This is a genomic window from Patulibacter ginsengiterrae, from assembly GCF_056269115.1.
In genome coordinates this window covers 36,289-56,792 of sequence record NZ_JBWDOG010000014.1, presented here as the reverse complement: position 1 = coordinate 56,792, position 20,504 = coordinate 36,289, and the positions used below count along the sequence as shown (strand labels likewise).

The window sequence follows — 20,504 nt, the reverse complement described above, 5'->3', positions numbered from 1 at the left end:
GAGCATCCCATGAGACATATCCGCAACCAGCCGTTCGCCGTCAGGCTCGGCGTCATCCTCGGAGTCGTCGTGCTCGTGGTCGCGGCGCTCGCCGCGGTCGCGCTGATCGCGCTGCACCGGGTCGACGACCGGCTGCAACAAGCAGGCGCGATCGCGGCCAAGGATCCCGGCGAGGCGTCGCGTCTGGCCGACGGCGCCACCGAGCTCGTCGACATCTCGACGCTGCTGGTGATCGGGCTGTTCGTCGTCGTCGCGGTGATCGCGCTGGTCGCCGGGCGGCTGCTGGCCGCCCACCTGATCCACCCGCTGCGGCTGCTCACCGACCGGATGATCAGCCTCTCCGAGTACTGCATGACCGATCTGCGGCGGGCGCTCGACGGGCTGGCGGCGGGCGAGCTGACGCACGAGGCCGTGACGGTCACGGAGCCGATCGAGGTCGACTCCGGTGACGAGGTCGGCCGCGCGTCGGAGACCTTCAACCAGATGCTGGAGACCGTCCAGCAGAGCATCACCGCCTACGCGACGGCGCGGGACGAGCTGGCGCGGATGATCGGGGCCGTCTCCGACAGCGCCGGATCGGTCTCGTCCGCGTCGCGGCAGATGGCGGCGACCTCCGACGAGGCCGGCCGCGCGGTCGGCGAGATCGCCGGTGCGGTCGGCGACGTCGCCCGCGGGGCGGAGCGCCAGTCGCAGATGGTCGAGGGCTTCCGCGGCGCGGTCGGGCAGGCGACGACGATCGCCGGCGAGATGGCGATCAGCGCCCGCGAGACGCACGAGGCCGCCGATCGCGCCCAGACCGTCGCCCACGAGGGGATCGGGGCGGCCGAGCGCGCGACGACCGCGATCGAGGAGGTCGCCTCGTCGAGCCTCCAGATCAGCGACGCGATCGCCAGCCTCGCCCGCAAGTCCGACGAGATCGGCAGCATCGTCTCGACGATCACCGGGATCGCGGGCCAGACCAACCTGCTGGCCCTGAACGCGGCGATCGAGGCGGCCCGCGCCGGCGAGCAGGGCCGCGGCTTCGCGGTCGTCGCCGACGAGGTCCGCAAGCTCGCCGAGGGCAGCCAGGCCGCGGCGGCCGACATCGCCGCGCTGGTGACGCAGATCCAGAGCGAGACCCAGGCCGTGGTCGTGGTCGTCGAGTCCGGCTCCGAGCGGACCGGCGAGAGCGTCGCGACCGTCGCCCAGGCCCGCGCCGCGTTCGAGCGGATCGGCGAGTCGGTCGCGGAGATGACCGCCGGGATCGAGGGGATCGCCGCGTCGGCCCAGCAGACCGCGGTCGAGTCCGCCCGTGCCGGTGACCAGGTCGTCGAGATCGGGGCCGTCGCCGAGGCGTCGTCCGCGTCCGCCGAGCAGGTCGCCGCGTCCGCCGAGCAGACCAGCGCCTCGACGCAGCAGATCGCCGCGTCGGCCCAGGAGCTGGCCGCGACCGCCAACCAGCTCGAGTTGCTGGTCGGCCGCTTCGTCCTCGCCGAGGCGCGGTAGCCCCACGGTGAGCACCGCGTCCCCCTACGCGCAGCAGCCGCGGGCGATCCGCGCCCGTGGGCGGACCCTGCGGGCGGTCCGGGTCGGCCCGGCCGTGCCGATCGACGAGCAGCTGTGGGCGGAGATCGCCCCGCTGATCCCGGAGGTCCCGCGGCGGCGTCAGCAGCCCGGACGCCGCCGTCGTGACGACCGCGCGGTGCTCGAGGGGATCCTGCACGTGCTGGCGACCGGGATCAGCTGGCGCGACCTGCCCCAGGAGCTGGGCTGCGGCGCCGGGGTCACCTGCTGGCGCCGGCTCCGCGAGTGGGGAGACGCGGGGGTCTGGGCGACGATCGAGCAGCGGTTGCGGCCGCTCGTCGACCCCGACGGGGCGATCGTCGACTGGGCCCGCGCGAACGCCGGGCACGAGCGGCCCGCGCCCCGCCCCGCCGGCCGCCCGCTGGTCCCCGACCCGGGCACGACGTTCGCCGCGATCAGGCGCCGTCGCGGCTGGTCCGGCCCCTCCCTGATCTAGATGCTGGCTTCCGCGACCTCGCGGCGTGGTGCACGTCCTGAACGGCACCTGACGCCACCCGGCACCTCGGTCAGGCCTCCCAGCCTGGCTCTCGGCACCGTGCGACCTCAGGACACCCACATCCACGACTCCGTGGAACCCCCCATCTAGCGGTCTCCACGGCCCGCTTCCGAGTCTCCCCATCCCGTTTCACATCCGTTGCGAAACGGCTCAAGTTCTCTCCCGGCAGGCCGATCACTGCGCTTGTCCGGGACGACGTGACCCGGGCTTCCTCCCCATGCCTTCGACCGTCCTGATTCCCCGACCCGCCCTGCCACCCCGCACCGCTCGTGCCCTGAGCGCCGCCCTCGCCGGGCTGGCCGCCTGGATCGTCGTGCTGCTGGTGCTGCCGACGCTCGCGCTGGCCGAAGCCGCCGCGGCGAAGGGCGAGGACACCCCGCTCGGGTTCGACGCGGGGGAGGCCGGCGCGGCCCACACCGGCTCCAGCGGCGGCGGGATCGCCCGCGTGATCGGCGGGCTGTTCATCGTGATCGCCGTCATCTATGGCGTCACCTGGATCCTCAAGCAGACCCGCCGCTCGAAGCAGCAGGCGGTCGGCGTCGGCATGGAGCTGGTGACGACGATGCCGCTCGGGGGCGGCGGCGCGCTCCAGCTGGTGCGGGTCGGCGACGAGCTGCTGCTGCTCGGCTCGGGCGCCAACGGCGCGACCGTGCTCCGCCGCTACGACGAGGACGAGGCCCGCGCGCTCGAGCTCTGGCCCGATCCCGAGCCGCTCGACGGGACCGACCGACCGGTCGTTCCTCCTTCCCTCTTCGCCCGCGTGCTCGAACGCGTGCTCGAGCGACTCCGTGACTGGACGGTGCGGCGATGAACGTCGACGGCGGCAACGCGGTCCAACTGCTGCTGCTGGTCGGTTCGCTGTCGCTGATTCCGGCGCTGCTGTTCACGGTCACCAGCTTCACCCGGATCCTGATCGTGCTCGGCTTCGTCCGGGCCGGGCTCGGGACCCAGTCGACCCCGCCGAACCAGGTCCTGGTCGGGATCGCCCTGTTCCTGACGCTGTTCGTGATGGGACCGACCTTCGACAAGGTCCGCGACGTCGCGATCGCGCCGGCGATCGCCGGCAAGATCTCGACCTCCGAGGCGATCGAGCGCGGCCAGGTCCCGATGCGGGACTTCATGTTCCGGCAGGTCCGCAGCTCCGACCTCCAGCAGTTCGTCAAGCTCGGCAAGGTCGAGCAGCCGCGGACGCGGGCCGATGTCCCGACCCGGGTCCTGATCCCGGCCTTCATCGTCAGCGAGCTGAAGACGGCGTTCCAGATCGGGTTCCTGATCTTCCTGCCGTTCCTGATCATCGACCTGGTGGTCTCGGCGACGTTGATGAGCCTCGGCATGATCATGCTGCCACCGGTCTTCATCTCGTTGCCGTTCAAGATCCTGCTCTTCGTCCTCGTCGACGGGTGGGCGCTGGTCACGCGATCGCTCGTCCAATCATTCGGATGACGGTCCTAGGGGGTTCCGCGTGAATCAGGACACCGCGGTCTCGATCACCACCGAGGCGATGCAGCTGGCGTTCAAGATCGGCGCGCCGGTGCTGATCGCCGGCCTGCTCGTGGGCGTGATCGTCTCGATCTTCCAGGCGGTCACGCAGATCCAGGAGCAGAGCCTCCAGTTCATCCCGAAGCTGGTGGTGGCCGGCGTCGTGCTGCTGATCGCCGGTCCCTGGATGCTCGGGCAGGTCGTGACCTGGACGATCGAGCTCTGGGGCACGATCCCGACCACCGTCGGCCGGGGCTGATCCGATGACGCCCGCGCAGATGCTCGAACAGGTCACCGGCCTCCAGCCGGCGGGGTTCCTGCTCGTGCTCGCGCGGGTCTCGCCGCTGTTCCTGCTGGCGCCGCTGTTCTCGTCCGGGATCATCCCGCGGCGCGTCAAGGGGATCATCGCCGTCGCGCTCGCGCTCGGGCTGGCCCCGGTCGCGCTCCACGGGATCACGATCCCGACCGACCCGCTGCCGATGGTCGAGCTGCTGGTCAAGGAGCTGCTGATCGGGACCGCGTTCGCGTTCGCGCTGGCGGCGTTGCTGGCCGGCTTCCAGGCGGTCGGGACCCTGCTCGACATCCAGATCGGCTTCGCCTTCGGGGCGCTGCTGGACCCGATGACCGGGACCCAGGGCGCGATCCTCGCGCAGCTCTACGCCTTCGTCGGGGTCGCGATCCTGGTCGCGATCGGCGGCGACCAGCTGATCATCCAGGGCCTCGCGCGGACCTACGACGCCGTCCCGCTGGACGAGTTCCCGAACTTCGCGCTGATGACGAGCGGGGTCTTCTCGGCCTTCTCCGGGATCCTGGTCGCGGCGCTCGAGGTCGGGGCTCCGGTCCTGATGACGCTGCTGCTGGCCGACGCGGCGTTCGGGTTGGTCTCCCGCGTGGTGCCCCAGATGAACATCTTCGCGGTTGGCTTCCCGGCCAAGGTGATCGTCGGGATGCTGATGATCATCGTCACTCTGCCGTTCGCGGCGGGCTGGTTCGGCGACCGGGTCGCGACGACGGTCGGGACGACCCTCCGGACGTTGCGGGTGGCGGGCTGATGACGGCCTCGGACAAGACCGAGGAGGCGACCCCGAAGCGCCAGGACGAGACCCGCGAGAAGGGGCAGGTCGCCCGTTCGATCGACCTCAACGGCGCGGTCGTGCTGCTCGCCGGGCTGTTCGCGCTCTCGGCCGTCGGGCCCCGGATGTTCGGCGAGATGCAGGCGGCGATGCACGACGGGCTGATGCTGACCGCACGGCCGGGGATGGTCAGCAACGCCGCCGACCTCAACGGGCTCGCCCGCGAGAGCGCCTGGGTGATGGTCCGGGTACTGGCGCCGCTCGCCGCCACCGTCGCGATCGCGGCGGTCGTGGTCAACCTGCTCCAGGTCCGCTGGCGACTGACGCCGAAGGCCCTGAAGCCGGACTTCCGCAAGCTCGATCCGCTCCAGGGCGCGAAGAACGTCTTCGGCCCCAACGCGCTGGTCGAGTCGGTCAAGGCGATGGCGAAGATCGCCGTCGTCGCCGGGGTCGTCCTCTACACCGTGATGCCGCTGGTCAAGGACGTCGCGACCCTGACCGGAATCAGCCCCGCCGAGCTGGGCTCGCTGCTCGGCTCGACGATCATGACGATCGCCCAGCGAGCGGCCCTCGTCTATCTGGTGATCGGTGCCGCCGACTACGGCTGGCAGCGTCACCGCCACGCGAAGTCGATTCGTATGAGTACCCAGGAGGTACGGATGGAACATCGCCAACAGGAGCTCCCACCGGAGGTCCGCGGGGCGATCCGCCGCCGCCAGAGCGAGAACGCTCGCGCGCGGATGATGGCCGACGTGCCGACCGCGGACGTGGTGATCGTCAACCCGACCCACTTCGCGGTCGCGCTGCGCTACGACCCGGCCCAGGCCGCCCCGACGGTGGTCGCCAAGGGCCAGGACCTGGTCGCCCTGCGGATCCGCGACATCGGTCGCGAGAACGGCGTCGAGATCGTGGAGAACCCGCCGCTCGCGCGTCAGCTGCACCGCCAGGTCGAGGTCGGCCACCCGATCCCCGAGGAGCTGTTCCAGGCGGTCGCCGAGGTCCTCGCGTTCGTCTTCCGGCTCGCCGGACGCCAGGCGGCGGTCGGCGCATGAGCACGATGATGCCGTCACAGAAGGCGAAGGGCGGCCCCGGTCCGGGCATGCTCGCGCGGGTGATGCACCACACCGACCTGCTGGCCGCGGTCGGGATCATGGTCGTGGTGGCGATGCTGATCGTCCCGCTGCCGCCGATGCTGCTGGACCTGTTGATCACGATCAACATCGCCGGCGCGATCGCGATCGTCGTCGCCACGCTGTACCTGAAGCACGCGCTCGATCTGGCGGTCTTCCCGAGCCTGCTGCTGCTGGCGACGATCTTCCGGCTGGCGATCAACGTCTCCGTGACCCGCCTGATCCTGTCCGACGGCGACGCCGGACAGGTCGTCCACGCCTTCGGCTCGTTCGTGATCGGCGGCAACCTGGTCGTCGGCCTGGTCGTCTTCCTGATCCTCGTGGTGATCCAGTTCGTGGTCGTCACCAACGGCGCCGGCCGCGTGGCCGAGGTCGCCGCGCGCTTCACCCTCGACGCGATGCCCGGCAAGCAGATGGCGATCGACGCCGATCTCAACTCCGGCCAGATCACCGAGGACCAGGCGCGCGAGCGGCGGGCCGCGATCTCGCAGGAGGCGGACTTCTACGGGGCGATGGACGGTGCCTCGAAGTTCGTCAAGGGCGACGCGATCGCCGCGGTCCTGATCACCCTGATCAACCTGCTCGGCGGGCTGGCGATCGGGATGCTGATGATGGGCATGACGTTCGGCGACGCTGCCCACAAGTTCTCGCTGCTGACGATCGGCGACGGCCTCGCCGCGCAGATCCCGGCGCTGATGATCTCGATCGCGACCGGCATCATCGTCACCCGCGCCGCGTCCGACGGCGACCTCGGCTCCGACATCGCCCGCCAGATCCTGGGCCAGGAGAAGGCCCCGATCGTGGCCGGCGGCCTGATCCTCGTCTTCTCGCTGGTCCCGGGGCTCCCGAAGCTGCCGTTCCTGCTGGTCGGCGGCGGACTGCTGGCGGTCGGGCTGGCGCTGAAGAAGCGGACCCGCGAGCGCGGCGAGGCGACCGAGGCGCTGGCGCTGGAGCAGGCCTCGCGGCCCGAGCTCGAGATGGGCCGCGACCTCACCGCCGACGCGCAGCCGCCGGATCCGCTCGAGCTGGCGATCGGCTACGGCCTGATCCAGATGGTCGACGAGCGCTCCAGCGGCTCGCTGCTGCGCCGGATCTCGCACGTCCGTCGCCAGCTGGCGACCGAGCTGGGGATGATCGTGCCGCCGGTCCGGGTCCACGACGAGCCGGGGCTCGACGCCTACGGCTACGTGGTCCGGGTGCGCGGGGGCGAGGTCGCCCGCGGCAAGCTGCTGGTCGGCCACCACCTGGCGATGGACCCGGGCGACGCGGTCGGTCAGATCGCGGGCGTTCCGACGACCGAGCCGGCCTTCGGCCTGCCCGCGGTCTGGATCGCCGACGACGGGCGGGCCGAGGCCGAGGCGCTCGGCTACACCGTCGTCGACGGCGAGTCGGTGATCGTCACCCACCTGACCGAGCAGATCCGGACCCACGCCGGCGAGCTGCTGACCCGCCAGGGCGTCCGCGACCTGACCGAGGCGCTGAAGGTCACCAACGCGGCCGCCGTCGAGGAGGTCATCGGCGAGGCGATCACGCTCGGCGAGCTCCAGCGGGTGCTCCAGCGGCTGCTGGTCGAGGGCGTCTCGATCCGCGATCTCGGGACGATCCTGGAGGCGGTCGGCGACCGGGCGCGGCTGACCCGCGACCCGGACCTGCTGGCGGAGCACGCCCGCCAGGCCGTGGCCCGCCAGATCACCGCACCGCACGTCGACGAGGACCACTGCCTGCGGGCGTTGGCTCTCGACCCCGACCTCGAGCAGGAGGTCGCGGGCGCGCTCGTCCAGACCCCCGAGGGCGAGGTCCTCGCGCTCGATCCCGGGCGGGCACAGGTCCTGGTCGGTGCGCTCCGGACCCAGAGCGAGAGCGCCGCCCGTCGTGGCATCCATCCGGTCCTGCTCTGCTCCTCGCGCGTCCGCCGCCACCTGCGGCGACTCGTGGAGCAATCGCTGCCGCAGCTCCCCGTCTGCTCGTACAACGAGATCGGGCCGGGCATCAACGTCGAAACCGTCGGAGTGATCAACCCGTGAGCCAGACGCACACCCCCCACGAACCCGCGACCCCGCCGGTGGACCCGACCGCGGAGGGCGCCGTCGCGACGGCGCCGGCTCTCGTGGCGGACACCGTCGCGCCGGCCCCGGCTGCCGCGGAGGCCACCACCGCGACGGTCGCGGACCCGGCGACGACCGGCGCCACGGCGGCACCGGTTGCGGCCCGTGGCGCCGCTCCGACGCCGACCGCAGCCGCTCCGGCCGCGACCCCGGCCCCGTCGGACCCGCCGGCGGCCGCGGCCAAGGCCCCGGCGCGTGGCGTGCGGACCTACCGTGGCCGGACCCTCGAGGAGCTGCTGGACCCGATCCGCGAGGAGCTCGGCGAGGACGCCGTGATCCTGCGCCGCCGCGAGGGGCTGACCGGCGGCGTCGGCGGCTTCTTCCAGCAGCGCTTCGTCGAGGTCGAGGCCGTCGCCGGCGACGCCTTCGGCTTCGACGGCTTCGACGACGAGCCCGCCACGCCCGAGGCCCCGGCCGCGAGCGCGGCACCGCCCGGCCGGCGCGGCTACGCGGACCTGCCCGCGTTCGACGCCGCGGTCCAGGATCCCGACGACCGCCGTCCCGCGCCTCCGGCCGAGACGGCGCCGTTCGGTGGGCCCGCCTTCCTCCAGCACCTCGACGCCGCTCGCGAGCGGATCCGTGAGCGCACGGCCCCGGCCGACGAGCTCGCCGCGCTGGCCACCGGGCCGAGCGCCCGGGTCAGCGTCGACGTCGACGTCGCCGAGTACGGCCTGGTCGCCCGCGGCCTGCCGCCGGCGCTCGCGCGCTCGGTCGTCGCCGAGGCGGCCGCCCATGGCCTGCCGCTCGACGCCGGCCACCGGCTCGACCGCACGACCCGCGCGGTCCTCGCCCGGCGGTTGCCGCGGATGGGGGAGCGGACGGCGGTCCGGACGATCGCGATCGTCGGCGCCCCCGGGGTCGGACGGACGACCGCGATCGCCGCGCTGGCCGTCGCCTACGCGGCGACCGGTCGGCGCACGCTGGCGGTCGCACTGGACGCCGCCGACGGCGGCGCGGCGCTCTCCGCCGCGCTGGTCGGCTCCGAGGCCGAGGTCCTGGGGACCCGCAGCGGGGGCGCGATCGCCGCCGCGGCACGGGCGAACAAGGCCGAGATCTGCCTGATCGACGCTCCGGCGGTCGACCCGACCGACGGCGAGGGCGCGCGAGCGCTGGCGGCGGTCCTGCGGACGGCCGGCGTCGACGAGGTCCACCTCGCGCTGCGGGCGACCGACAGCGGGGCCGAGAGCTCGGCCGCGGTCAGCGGCCTGGCCGGGCTCGGCGCGGTCGCGATCGTGATGACCCACCGCGACCGCAGCGAACGACCGGGGGCGACCGTCGGGGTCGCGATCGAACGACAGCTGCCGATCTCCTACCTGACCTCCGGTGACGGGATCGCGATCGCCGATCCCGCTCGCCTCGCGCGGATGGTGCAGCCGTGAGCAGCCGCGAGCAGCCGACCCGGGTCCAGCCGGCCGTGCGGTCGCGGACGCCGCGGCGCGGGGGCCGACGGAACCCGCTGGGGGCCGCCAACCGGCGGGTCTCGGTCGCCCAACACCCGCGGATCGCCCGGCACGTGGAGACGGCGAAGGCCTGGGGCGGGCTGATCGGTTTCGTGCTGGTCGCGTTGGCCTCGGCCGGGGCCGGCGCGGAGACCTTCGACGTGCTCTGGCGCGCGCTGATCGGCGGGATCGTCGCCTGGATGGTCGTCTGGGCCGCTGCGGTCCAGGTCGGCCGGGCGCTGGTGCAGGCCGAGGTCAGCGCCCACCGGGCCGCCCGCGAGGCCGCCGAGGCCGAGGCCGAGGCAGAGGCCGCCAAGGCCGAGGAGGCCACCGAGGCCCAGGCGCTGCTCAACCCCTGAGCGGCGCCGGACGGCGGCCCGGTGCCCGGACGCGATCGGGGCCCGGGGCCGCCCGGCCGGCCGCAGCGGGCCGGTCGCCACCCGTTCGGGGGGTCCTGGCGCGAGGCAGGGCACGGGGTTCAAGTCCGCTGGTGAACGGCCGATCAACCGGGGGCAACGGGTGACAAGGATGTCGCCCGGGGAGCATCAACCCCAGCCGGTCAAGGAGATCAGCGCATGTCCCTTCGCATCAACACCAACGTCGAGGCGTTCAACGCCCACCGAAACCTCTCCAACACGAGCGACAAGATCGCGAAGTCGATGGAGCGCCTGTCCTCGGGCTTGCGCATCAACCGCGCGTCCGATGACGCTGCGGGTCTGTCGATCTCCGAGAAGATGCGCGGTCAGATCGGTGGCCTCGAGCAGGCTCGCCGTAACGCCCAGGACGGCGTCTCGCTCGTCCAGACGGCGGAAGGTCAGCTGACGGAGGTTCACTCGATCCTCCAGCGCGTCCGGACGCTCGCCGTCCAGTACCAGAACGGCACCCTCAACGCCGACGCCAAGGGCGCGATCGACGCCGAGGTCACGCAGCTCACCACCGAGCTGACCGCGATCGGCGATCGTGCGGAGTTCAACGGCACGAAGCTGCTCGACGGCACCGTCGCCACGGTCTCGTTCCAGGTCGGCGCGAACGACAGCGAGACGACCACCGTCTCGCTGATGGACCTCGCCACCGAGCTCGGCGCGGTTGACGGCATCACCTCGCTGGCCGGCATCCTGCTGTCGGACATCGATGCCGCGATCGGCAACGTCTCGACGACGCGTGCCGCGTTCGGTTCGGTGCAGAACCGCCTGGAGCACACCCTGAACCACCTCTCGGTGTACCAGGAGAACCTGACCGCGTCGGAGAGCCGGATCCGCGACGTGGACATGGCCAGCGAGATGGTCAACCTCACGAAGAACCAGATCCTGTCGCAGGCCGGCACGGCGATCCTGGCGCAGGCCAACCAGGCCTCGCAGAGCGTCCTCTCGCTGCTGCGCTAGAGCCGCAGCAGCATCTGGTCCGGGCGCACGAGCGCCCTGACCCGCAGGTCCCCGACACCCCCGGAGCAGCCGCTCCGGGGGTGTCGTCGTTTCCGCTCAAGTCCGTGGCGGGGCGGCCGATCAACGGAGCGCAACGGATGACACGGATGTCACCCGGGGATCATCAAACCCAGCCGGTCAAGGAGATCAGCGCATGTCCCTTCGCATTAACACCAACGTCGAGGCGTTCAACGCCCACCGGAACCTGTCCAACACGAGCGACAAGATCGCGAAGTCGATGGAGCGTCTCTCGTCGGGCCTGCGGATCAACCGCGCCTCCGATGACGCCGCGGGTCTGTCGATCTCCGAGAAGATGCGCGGTCAGATCGGTGGCCTCGAGCAGGCTCGCCGCAACGCGCAGGACGGCATCTCGCTCGTGCAGACCGCGGAAGGTCAGCTGACGGAGGTGCACTCGATCCTCCAGCGCATTCGTACGCTGGCGGTGCAGTACCAGAACGGCACGCTGAACAGCGACGCCAAGGGCGCCATCGACGCCGAGGTCACGCAGCTGACGACGGAGCTGACCGCGGTCGGCACCCGCGCCGAGTTCAACGGCACCAAGCTGCTGAACGCGGCGGGCACGGTCACGTTCCAGGTCGGCGCGAACGACAGCGAGACGACGGTCGTCTCGCTGATCAGCCTGGGCGTTCAGCTCAGCGGCGTCAACGGCATCACGACGCTCTCGGGCGTGGCGCTGGCGTCGATCGATGCCGCGATCGGCAACGTCTCGTCGACGCGTGCCGCGTTCGGTTCGGTGCAGAACCGCCTGGAGCACACCCTGAACCACCTCTCGGTGTACCAGGAGAACCTCACGGCTTCCGAGAGCCGGATCCGCGACGTGGACATGGCCAGCGAGATGGTCAACCTCACGAAGAACCAGATCCTGTCGCAGGCCGGCACGGCGATCCTGGCGCAGGCCAACCAGGCCTCGCAGAGCGTCCTGTCGCTGCTGCGGTAACGCAGGACGACAAACTGGTCCGGGCGCGCTGGGGGTGCGTCTGGGCCTTGGGGGAAGAACCGACGCCCTCGGAGCTGCCGCTCCGGGGGCGTTCTTCATTCTGGCGCTCAAGTCCTGATCGAACCGGCCGATGAAGAGTGCGCAACGGGTGACACGGACGTCACCCGGGGAGCATCAACCACAGCCGATCAAGGAGATCAGCGCATGTCCCTTCGCATTAACACCAACGTCGAGGCGTTCAACGCCCACCGGAACCTCTCCAACACGAGCGACAAGATCGCGAAGTCGATGGAGCGTCTCTCCTCCGGCCTGCGGATCAACCGCGCGTCGGACGATGCTGCGGGTCTGTCGATCTCCGAGAAGATGCGCGGTCAGATCGGTGGCCTCGAGCAGGCTCGCCGTAACGCCCAGGACGGCATCTCGCTCGTCCAGACGGCGGAAGGTCAGCTGACGGAGGTTCACTCGATCCTCCAGCGCATTCGTACGCTGGCGGTGCAATACCAGAACGGCACGCTGAACAGCGACGCCAAGGGCGCCATCGACGCCGAGGTCTCGCAGCTCTCGACCGAGCTGACGGCGATCGGCACCCGCGCCGAGTTCAACGGCACCAAGCTGCTGAGCACGGCCAGCACGGTCACGTTCCAGGTCGGCGCGAACGACAGCGAGACGACGGTCGTCTCGCTGATCAGCCTCGGTGCCAAGCTCGGCGCCCTGGCGACGGCGACGACGCTCTCGGGCGTCACGATGGCCGCGATCGACACCGCGATCGGCAACGTCTCGTCGACGCGTGCCGCGTTCGGTTCGGTGCAGAACCGCCTGGAGCACACCCTGAACCACCTCTCGGTGTACCAGGAGAACCTCACGGCCTCGGAGAGCCGGATCCGCGACGTGGACATGGCCAGCGAGATGGTCAACCTCACGAAGAACCAGATCCTGTCGCAGGCCGGCACGGCGATCCTGGCGCAGGCCAACCAGGCCTCGCAGAGCGTCCTGTCGCTGCTGCGGTAACGCAGGACGACAACTGGTCCGGGCGCGCTGGGGGCGTGTCCGGTCCTTGGGGAAGAACCGACGCCCTCGGAGCTGCCGCTCCGGGGGCGTTCTTCGTTCTGCCCGGCCGGCCGACCGTGCCCTCAAGTCGCCCGACCCGGCGCCGATCACCGGCCCATGGTGTCTCGACCGACCGCCCCTGCGGACCAGGACTCGCCGCGACTCCCCGAGCAGCTCGGCCGCCGCGCCGATGCCCTGCTGGAGGCCCACGACCTGGCCGGCTGGAGCGACCTGTTCGCTGAGGCGGCGGCCGAGCCCGACCGGCACCTCCGCTACGAGGCACGACGAACGCTGGTCGAGTCCGCGGTCGCCTGCCCGTCGGGGACCGACTTCCAGCTCGCCGAACGGCTGGGCCAGCTGGCGGCCGTGCTGGTCGTGCTGCTGGAGGAGGAGCCGCGCGAGCCGGTCCTGCTCAACCACGCCGGCGTCGCCTTCTACGAGCTCGGTGCTCTGGACCCGGCCGAGGCCCTGTTCGAGGCCGCGCGCCGGCTCGATCCCGGTCTGCGGCACGTCGCGGGCAACCTGGCCGAGATCCGCCGCCGCCGCGCGCAGGGCGTCACCGAGCTGCCCGGGCTGCCGCTGCCCGTGGTCGAGGTGCTCCGGGCCCTCGCCCCGCGCGTCGCCCGGATCGCCGCGGACGCCCAGCCGGCGGAGGGGATGACCCTCTCGCTCTGCATGATCGTCAAGAACGAGGAGGCGATCCTCGAGCGCTGCCTCGCCGCCGTCGCCGACGCGGTCGACGAGATGGTGATCGTCGACACCGGGTCGACCGACCGCACGGTCGAGATCGCCGAGTCGTTCGGGGCCCGCGTCCTCCACCGCGAGTGGGACGGCGACTTCGCCGCCCCCCGCAACGTCGGCTTCGCGGCCTCGACCTGCGACTGGTTCGTCGTGCTCGACGCCGACGAGGTCCTGGCGGAGGGCGACGCGCCGAAGCTGCGGGAGCTGCTGAGCCACGTCTGGCGGGAGGCGATCTTCCTCGTCGAGACCAACCACACCGGGGCGCTCGACGACGAGACCGCGGTCGTCCACGACGCGCTGCGGCTGTACCGCAACCGCCCCGAGTACCGCTACTCCGGCCGTCTGCACGAGCAGATGGGCGGACTCCCCGTGAACCAGCCCGAGCGGCTCGAGGTCTCGACCGTCGGCATCGATCACTACGGATACCTCGACGCCGTCCGGATCGCGAAGGACAAGCAGCACCGCAACCTCGACCTGCTGGCGCGGCAGAGCGAGGAGGGCGAGGACAGCCCCTTCCACTACTTCAACCTCGGGTCGGAGCAGGTGGCGATGGGCAACCCCGCGGCCGCGGCGGAGCACTTCGAGCGGTCGTGGGCGGACCTCCGGGAGATCAACGGCCACGGCATGATCGGCTACGTGCCGCTGCTCGCCGCCCGGCTGGTCAACAGCCTCCGGTTCGCGGGCGACGCCGAGCGGGCCGACGAGTGCGCGGTCGAGGTCCTGCAGCTGTATCCCGACTTCACCGACATCGTGCTCGAGCGGGCCTACATCGCCCGCGATCGGGGCGATCTGGCCACGGCCGAGCAGGGGTTCCGTACCTGCCTCGAGATGGGCGACGCCCCGAACCACTACTCGCCGACGGTCGGCGCCGGCAGCTACCAGGCGGCCCGCGCACTGGCCGAGATCCTGATGGCGAACGACGATCGCGAGGCTCAGGACGAGGCCCAGGAGCTGCTCGAGCAGGCGGTCGCCCGGCACCCGGGGCAGCCGGCGACGGTCGCCGACCTCGCGCGGGTGATGCTGCGGCGCGGGATGCCGGCTGCCGCGGTGCTCGACCGGATCGGGGTGCTCGCTCCGACCGCCTCGCCGAAGATCCGGCTCGAGGTCGCCCAGGTGCTGCTGGGGCGCGGCGCGATCGTGGAGGCGGAGGTCGAGTTGCGCGAGCTGCTCGCGCTCGAGGCCGCGTCGACCCACGACCAGACGCGGCTCGCCCTGGTCGAGTCGCTGCTGCTCCAGAACCGGCTCGAGGAGGCGGCCTCCGAGGGGCTGCTGGTCCGGCCCGGCGCGACGACCGAACGGGCGGTGCTCAGCACCGCCGCCTTCGCCACGATCGCCCTCGGCGCGCCCGCCACGGCGATCCTCGACCGGGCCGCCCCGCTGCTGCCCGACCACGAGCACCAGGTCCTGGTCGCCTGGGCCGGAGGTGAGGCCACGCTGGTGCCGGAGGCGGCGCCGTACACGGCCACGTTGCTCAACGCCCTCGCCCGGTTGGAGCGGTTCGACGCCTTCGAGCGGCTGGTGGCGGTCTTCGAGCGACTCGGTCTTCCGTGGCGCGAGCGGCGCGAGGGGATGGCGCGGCTGTACCTGCGCAGCGGCTTCCTGGAGTCGGCTGCCGAGGAGTGGATGACGGTGATCCGCGAGCAGGGGCCGGACGCCGACGCGTTCCGCGGCCTGGCGGAGGTCGCCAAGGAGCTCGGTCACGAGGAGGACGCGGTCGGCTTCGCCGCCGAGGCGGAGCGGTTGACGGTCTGAGCGTCCGGCGCCGGGGCGCCCTCGGCCGACCCCGCGGGTACGGGCCGGGCGGCTGTGGTCGTCGGGCGGCCGCAGGTTGGCCCGGCCACTCAAGCTGCGACCGGACCGGCCGATCACCTGAACGATGACGCTGGCCACCACCGTCGAACGGATCGCGGAGCTCCAGGCCCTCGCCGACCCGCACGCCGCCGCCCGAGCGGCCGCCGCCGAGGCGGCCCGGACCGCCCGTACGACGAGCACCACCGGGTTCTCGGCCGGTGCGACCAGCGTCCAGGGCGCGCCGAACGGGACCTTCGCGACCGCGCTCCGCTCGGCGACGCAGGCCGCCGCCCCGGGGACCTCGCCGATGATCGCGGCCGCGCAGTCGCAGACCGGGGTCGTCGAGCAGCCGCCGGGCTCGAACGACGGACCGGAGATCGCCGCCTACCGCCAGGCCGTAGCGGGCGCGCCGGGTCCGGGGCCGTGGTGCGCGTACTTCGTCTCGTGGGCGGCCAAGCAGGCCGGCACGCCGCTCGGCGACGCCGGTCAGGGCTTCGGGTCGGTCGACGCGATGTGGGCCTGGGCCCAGAGCAGCGGCCGGGGGATCGTCAACGGCCCCGGCGTCGTGCCCCAGGTCGGCGACGTGATCGTGCTGAACCAGCACACGGGGATCGTGACCGGGGTCCTGCCGGACGGGCGGGTCCAGACGATCGAGGGCAACACCACCGACAGCGTCGCCGCCCGGGAGCACCCGGCCGGCGAGGCGATCGGCTACATCCGGCTGCCCTGATCGGCGCCGGACGGTCCAAACGGCCGGAACCGCTAGTCGAGCGTTCCGACCAGCAGCTCGCTGTGGTCGCCGAGCGCGCTGCGCAGTCGCGAGCGGAGGGTGTTGGCGATCTGGCAGACGCGCGACTCGGAGACACCGAGCAGGTCGCCGACCTCGCGCAGACGCCGACCCTCGACGTAGAGCAGGGTCGCGACGGCCCGCTCGCGCTCGGGCAGCGCGGCGACGGCGTCGGCGAGGCGACCGTGGGCCTCGCGGACGGCGACCATCCGCTCCGGGTTGGTGGCGCGATCGCGCGAGGCGATCGTCTCCGACCGGTCGATCGCGGTCCCGTCGGTGCCGGCGACGCTGGCCGACAGCGACTCGACCTCGGCCAGGACCAGCTGGTCGCGCCGCATCCGCAGCTCGTCGGGCGTCGACTCCATCCGGGCGGCCAGCTCGATGTCCGTCGGCTCGCGGTCGTGCTTGACCCGCAGCTCGCGCTGGGCCTGCTCGGCCTCGCGCTCCCACCGCCGCAGCGAGCGCGGCGCCCAGTCACGCCGCCGCAGCTCGTCGAGCACGGCACCGTTGATCCGGGTCCAGGCGAACTGGTCGAGGGTTGCGCCCTTGACCGGATCGAAGCGTTCGATCGAGACCACCAGGGCCTCGAACCCGGCGGCGGCGAGGTCATCCATCTCGCAGTAGGCCGGGAGCTGGCGGACCTTGCGGCCGACGATGTGCCGCACCAGCGGCGTGAGGAGGAAGACGAGCTCGTCGCGGAGGGCCCGGTCGCCGGTTGATCGGTAGGCCCGCCAGCGGCGGAGCAACTCATCGGAGGTTGGACGACGGTCCTGGCGCGGACGGACGGTGTTACGGCTCATGGGCCTCGAGCACTTCGTGGGGGAGGAAAAGCGGCTCTCTGGTGCGCGTTCCTCGCGTACCGAGCACCCGTCAAGTCGACCGATCTCGAGCGACGGTCGAGCGGCCTGTCGCGGATTGGCCGGATGACCGATCCTCGACATAAACTGGCCGCAAAACTGGACATTTGTACATAAAGATCAGACCACCGTTTGATCGCGTGGGGGTCCGCATGGTATGGAGTGGACCGTTCTGCTCTGGTGTCTCTACAGGGCCCGCCGGGCGGGAAGTAGTGGATATACGTCCAATGTTGGTTCTGAACGGTGTACGGGCCCAGACGGGCTTATAGAACTCAGCGATGCGAGACGCTGGATCCCCGCTCGATCACCGCGACCCCGAGACCCCGCGGACGGCGCGCCTCCGGGCCGTCCTCTCACCCGCCAACGTGATGTCGGCAACGGCGCTGTTCGTTGCCCTCGGCGGCACCGCCTACGCGACCGGCGTCCTGCCCAACGGCAGCGTCGGCAGCGAGCAGCTGCGGTACCACGCCGCCACGGGAACCAAGATCGCGTCCGACGCGATCACGACCAGCAAGGTCAAGGACGGCTCGCTCCGCGCGCGTGACTTCCAGCAGGGCGACCTGCCGCGGGGCGAGGCGGGCGCGCCGGGGGCGAAGGGCGACACCGGTCCGGCCGGCAGCGGCAAGGACGGTGCGGCCGGTCCGCGGGGTGCCGCGGGCGAGGAGGGACCCGTCGGCCCGATGGGGCCGATCGGCCTGCCCGGGATGCAGGGCCTGCAGGGGCCGCAGGGCCTCGTCGGTCCCGCCGGGCCGACCGGCCTGACGGGCGGCGTGGGTCCCGCGGGCTCGGAGGGCGACGTCGGCCCGGCCGGCCCGGCCGGCGGGCCCGGAGCCACGGGCGAGGCCGGCGAGGCCGGGCCGCAGGGGCCGATCGGCCCCGCGGGCCCGCAGGGCGACACCGGTCCCGAGGGGCCGGCCGGCAGCGGCACGACCGGCAGCTCGGCGTTCGCCGCCAACACCACCAGCACGGTCATCGCGGTGGTCCTCGGCGGCACCGACATCCCCCTGCCCGACGCGCAGAACCTCGGCACCGGGATCACGATCAACGGCAGCAACACGACGCTGACGGTGTCGACGGCCGGTCGCTATCGGGTCACGTACCGCGTCCGCACGACCGCAGGCCTGCTGATGTCGACGCGGCTCCTGATCAACGGCACGACGTTCCCGGGTCTGGTCCACTCCCCGAGCACGTCGGTCGTCAGCTGGGACGGCGACGCGATCGTGTCCCTTACCGCCGGCTCGACGCTGAGCCTGCAGGCCTACGGGCTGCTCGGTGCGGCGGTCCTCCAGAGCGGAGCCGGCGCCTCGATGGTGGTCGAGCGCCTCGCCTGAACGACGGAGGGGCGGCGGACGACCGGTCCGCCGCCCCACGGCAGCACTGCTTCGCGGGCGGGGGCGACGGACGCCCGGCCTGCGGTGCGGCTCGCGGGGCGGGGCGACGAACGCCTGGCCCCGCTGCGGCTGGCGCTAGGCCTACAGCTCGCTGATCGCGCCGCCGGTCGGCTCCGGCACGCCGGCCTCGTCGAGCACGCCGCCGGCCGCGGCGACGATTCGGACGAGATCGCCCATGATCACCGAGATGTCGAAGTCCTTCGGCGTGTAGACCCCGGCGACCCCGGCGGCCTTCAGCGGCGCCACGTCGGCGTCGGGGATGATCCCGCCGACGATCACGGGGACGTCGACGCCCTTCTCGCGCAGCGCGTCGATCACGGCCGGGATCAGCTCGCGGTGGCTGCCGGAGAGGATCGAGAGCCCGATCACGTGCACGCCCTCCTGGACGGCGCTGTGGGCGATCTGCTCGGGGGTCAGACGGATGCCCTCGTAGACCACGTCCATGCCGACGTCGCGGGCGCGGACCGCGATCTGCTCGGCGCCGTTGGAGTGCCCGTCGAGGCCCGGCTTGCCGACCAGGATCTTGATCCGGCGACCGAGCGCCTCGCTGACGCGCTCGACCTCGGCCCGGACCTCGGCGACGGCGTCGCTCTGGCCGGTCGTGGCCGCGGCCTCGCCGACGCCGGTCGGGGCGCGGAACTCGCCGAACGCCTGGCGCAGGGTCTTGGCCCACTCGCCGGTGGTGACGCCGACGCGGGCGGCGGCGATCGAGGCGGGCATGATGTTCTCGTCGGTCCCGGCGACGCGGGCGACCTCGGCCAGCGCGGCGTCGACGGCGGCCTGGTCGCGGCCCGAGCGCCACTGCTTGATCGCGTCGATCGCCTGCTGCTCGACGGCGTGGTCGACGGTCATGATCCCGCCGTCGCCTGCTGCGGTCAGGGGCGAGGGCTCGGTCTCGGTGTACTTGTTGATCCCGACGACGATCTGCTCGCCGGCCTCGATCCGCTGGATCCGCTCGCGGTGGCTCTCGACCAGCGACGACTTCATGTAGTCGACGGCCTCGACCGCGCCGCCGTGCTCCTGGACGACGGCCATCTCGGCGCGGGCACCCTCGAGCAGCTCCTCGACGAGGCCCTCCATCACGACCGAGCCCTCGAAGATGTCGGGGTACTCGAGCAGGTCGGTCTCGAAGGCGAGGATCTGCTGGATCCGCAGCGCCCACTGCTGGTCCCAGGCGCGGGGGAGGCCGAGGGCCTCGTTCCAGGCCGGCAGCTGGAGTGCGCGGGCGCGGGCGTTGCGGCCGAGCGTGACGGCCAGCGCCTCGAGCACGATCCGCTGGACGTTGTTCTCCGGCTGGGCCTCGGTCAGGCCGAGCGAGTTGACCTGGACGCCGTAGCGGAAGCGCAGGGCCTTCTCGTCGGTGATCCCGTAGCGGCTCCGGCCGAGCTCCTCCCAGAGCACGCCCATCGCGCGCAGCTTGGCGTGCTCCTCGATGAAGCGGACGCCGGCGTTGACGAAGAAGCTGATCCGGCTGAAGACCTTCGGCATCACCGACGGGTCGACCTTCTCGGCCGCCGCGTCGAGCACCGCGATCGCGTTGGACATCGCGTAGGCGATCTCCTGGACCGGGGTCGCGCCGGCCTCCTGCAGGTGGTAGCTGCAGATGTTGATCGGGTTCCACTTCGGGACGTGCTCGACCGTGTAGGCGATCATGTCCGCGATCAGCCGCATCGAGGGGCCGGGCGGGAACGCGTAGGTGCCGCGCGCCAGGAACTCCTTGATGATGTCGTTCTGGGTCGTGCCCTGGAGCTTCAGCTGGACGCTGTCGTCGTCTTCGCTGGGGCTCTGCTCCTCGGCGGCCACGATGTACATCGAGAGCATCCACGCGGCGACCGCGTTGATCGTCATCGACGTGTTCATCGTCTCGAGCGGGATGCCGTCCATCAGCGTCCGCATGTCGCCGAGGTGCGAGACGGGCACGCCGACCTTGCCGACCTCACCGCGGGCGAGCTCGTCGTCCGGGTCGTAGCCGGTCTGCGTCGGCAGGTCGAAGGCGACCGATAGACCGGTCTGGCCCTTGGCCAGGTTGCCGCGGTAGAGCTCGTTGGAGGCCTTGGCGGTCGAGTGACCGGCGTAGGTCCGCATCAGCCACGGGCGGTCCGGCTTCGGCAGGCGAGGGCTGCTCATCCACGGAAGTGTAGAACCGACCCCCCGACCGAGGGGTGCTGCCGCACGCAGGGCGTGCGACAGCGGTCGGCGGGGCGCCGTGCCGGCGGCCGGGCGGGA

Annotated in this window: 18 protein-coding genes; 16 read left to right on the top strand and 2 right to left on the bottom strand. The window is 72.1% G+C overall.

Annotation, left to right across the window (positions count from 1 at the left end):
* Positions 1-9 precede the first annotated feature (9 nt).
* From ACVUH9_RS16895 to ACVUH9_RS16825, 15 genes are all read left to right on the top strand, one after another.
* Positions 10-1,485 carry a methyl-accepting chemotaxis protein gene (locus tag ACVUH9_RS16895; protein ID WP_475758977.1) on the top strand — a complete coding sequence of 492 codons (1,476 nt, stop codon included), beginning with the start codon at positions 10-12 and terminating at the stop codon, positions 1,483-1,485.
* A gap of 7 nt (positions 1,486-1,492) precedes the next feature.
* The gene (locus ACVUH9_RS16890) at positions 1,493-1,999 is read left to right on the top strand and encodes a transposase (protein WP_475758976.1); all 507 of its coding nucleotides are present in this window, start codon (positions 1,493-1,495) and stop codon (positions 1,997-1,999) included.
* A gap of 277 nt (positions 2,000-2,276) precedes the next feature.
* Positions 2,277-2,870, top strand: a complete 594-nt coding sequence (locus tag ACVUH9_RS16885; protein ID WP_475758974.1) for a FliO/MopB family protein — start codon at positions 2,277-2,279, stop codon at positions 2,868-2,870.
* Positions 2,867-3,502 carry a flagellar type III secretion system pore protein FliP gene (gene fliP / locus ACVUH9_RS16880; RefSeq protein ID WP_475758972.1) on the top strand — a complete coding sequence of 212 codons (636 nt, stop codon included), beginning with the start codon at positions 2,867-2,869 and terminating at the stop codon, positions 3,500-3,502. The genes ACVUH9_RS16885 and fliP overlap by 4 nt, the downstream gene beginning before the upstream one ends.
* 19 nt (positions 3,503-3,521) lie before the next feature.
* Positions 3,522-3,797 (top strand): flagellar biosynthesis protein FliQ, encoded by a 276-nt coding sequence (gene fliQ, locus ACVUH9_RS16875; RefSeq protein WP_475758970.1) that lies wholly within the window; start codon positions 3,522-3,524, stop codon positions 3,795-3,797.
* A gap of 4 nt (positions 3,798-3,801) precedes the next feature.
* Positions 3,802-4,590, top strand: a complete 789-nt coding sequence (locus ACVUH9_RS16870; RefSeq protein ID WP_475758968.1) for a flagellar biosynthetic protein FliR — start codon at positions 3,802-3,804, stop codon at positions 4,588-4,590.
* A complete protein-coding gene (flhB, locus tag ACVUH9_RS16865) occupies positions 4,590-5,663 on the top strand; it encodes a flagellar biosynthesis protein FlhB (protein WP_475758966.1) in 1,074 nt (357 codons plus the stop codon). The genes ACVUH9_RS16870 and flhB overlap by 1 nt, the downstream gene beginning before the upstream one ends.
* Positions 5,660-7,765: a flagellar biosynthesis protein FlhA gene (flhA, locus tag ACVUH9_RS16860; protein ID WP_475758964.1), complete on the top strand. Its 2,106-nt coding sequence runs from the start codon at positions 5,660-5,662 to the stop codon at positions 7,763-7,765. Before flhB ends, flhA begins: the two co-directional genes overlap by 4 nt.
* Positions 7,762-9,225 (top strand): hypothetical protein, encoded by a 1,464-nt coding sequence (locus ACVUH9_RS16855; protein ID WP_475758962.1) that lies wholly within the window; start codon positions 7,762-7,764, stop codon positions 9,223-9,225. The genes flhA and ACVUH9_RS16855 overlap by 4 nt, the downstream gene beginning before the upstream one ends.
* The gene (locus ACVUH9_RS16850; RefSeq protein WP_475758961.1) at positions 9,222-9,644 is read left to right on the top strand and encodes a hypothetical protein; all 423 of its coding nucleotides are present in this window, start codon (positions 9,222-9,224) and stop codon (positions 9,642-9,644) included. The genes ACVUH9_RS16855 and ACVUH9_RS16850 overlap by 4 nt, the downstream gene beginning before the upstream one ends.
* 216 nt (positions 9,645-9,860) lie before the next feature.
* Positions 9,861-10,667 carry a flagellin N-terminal helical domain-containing protein gene (locus tag ACVUH9_RS16845; protein WP_475758959.1) on the top strand — a complete coding sequence of 269 codons (807 nt, stop codon included), beginning with the start codon at positions 9,861-9,863 and terminating at the stop codon, positions 10,665-10,667.
* A 193-nt stretch (positions 10,668-10,860) separates the two neighbouring features.
* Positions 10,861-11,664, top strand: coding sequence for a flagellin N-terminal helical domain-containing protein (locus ACVUH9_RS16840; protein ID WP_475758957.1), 804 nt, complete (start codon positions 10,861-10,863; stop codon positions 11,662-11,664).
* A 204-nt stretch (positions 11,665-11,868) separates the two neighbouring features.
* Positions 11,869-12,672 (top strand): flagellin N-terminal helical domain-containing protein, encoded by an 804-nt coding sequence (locus tag ACVUH9_RS16835; RefSeq protein ID WP_475758955.1) that lies wholly within the window; start codon positions 11,869-11,871, stop codon positions 12,670-12,672.
* A gap of 156 nt (positions 12,673-12,828) precedes the next feature.
* Positions 12,829-15,204, top strand: coding sequence for a tetratricopeptide repeat-containing glycosyltransferase family 2 protein (locus ACVUH9_RS16830; protein WP_475758953.1), 2,376 nt, complete (start codon positions 12,829-12,831; stop codon positions 15,202-15,204).
* Between the two features lie 124 nt (positions 15,205-15,328).
* Complete coding sequence (locus tag ACVUH9_RS16825) at positions 15,329-15,973, top strand: CHAP domain-containing protein (protein ID WP_475758951.1); 645 nt, start codon at positions 15,329-15,331, stop codon at positions 15,971-15,973.
* 32 nt (positions 15,974-16,005) lie between these two features.
* Here ACVUH9_RS16825 and ACVUH9_RS16820 read toward each other — a convergent pair whose 3' ends face one another.
* On the bottom strand, positions 16,006-16,830 hold the full coding sequence (locus ACVUH9_RS16820) for a sigma-70 family RNA polymerase sigma factor (protein WP_475758950.1): 825 nt from the start codon (positions 16,828-16,830) through the stop codon (positions 16,006-16,008).
* 335 nt (positions 16,831-17,165) lie between these two features.
* Here ACVUH9_RS16820 and ACVUH9_RS16815 point away from each other — a divergent pair, with 335 nt between their 5' ends.
* Positions 17,166-18,218 (top strand): BclA C-terminal domain-containing protein, encoded by a 1,053-nt coding sequence (locus ACVUH9_RS16815; protein ID WP_475758948.1) that lies wholly within the window; start codon positions 17,166-17,168, stop codon positions 18,216-18,218.
* 141 nt (positions 18,219-18,359) lie between these two features.
* Here the strand turns inward: ACVUH9_RS16815 and ACVUH9_RS16810 are convergent, their stop codons facing one another.
* Positions 18,360-20,405 carry a methylmalonyl-CoA mutase family protein gene (locus tag ACVUH9_RS16810; protein ID WP_475758946.1) on the bottom strand — a complete coding sequence of 682 codons (2,046 nt, stop codon included), beginning with the start codon at positions 20,403-20,405 and terminating at the stop codon, positions 18,360-18,362.
* Positions 20,406-20,504: the final 99 nt, after the last annotated feature.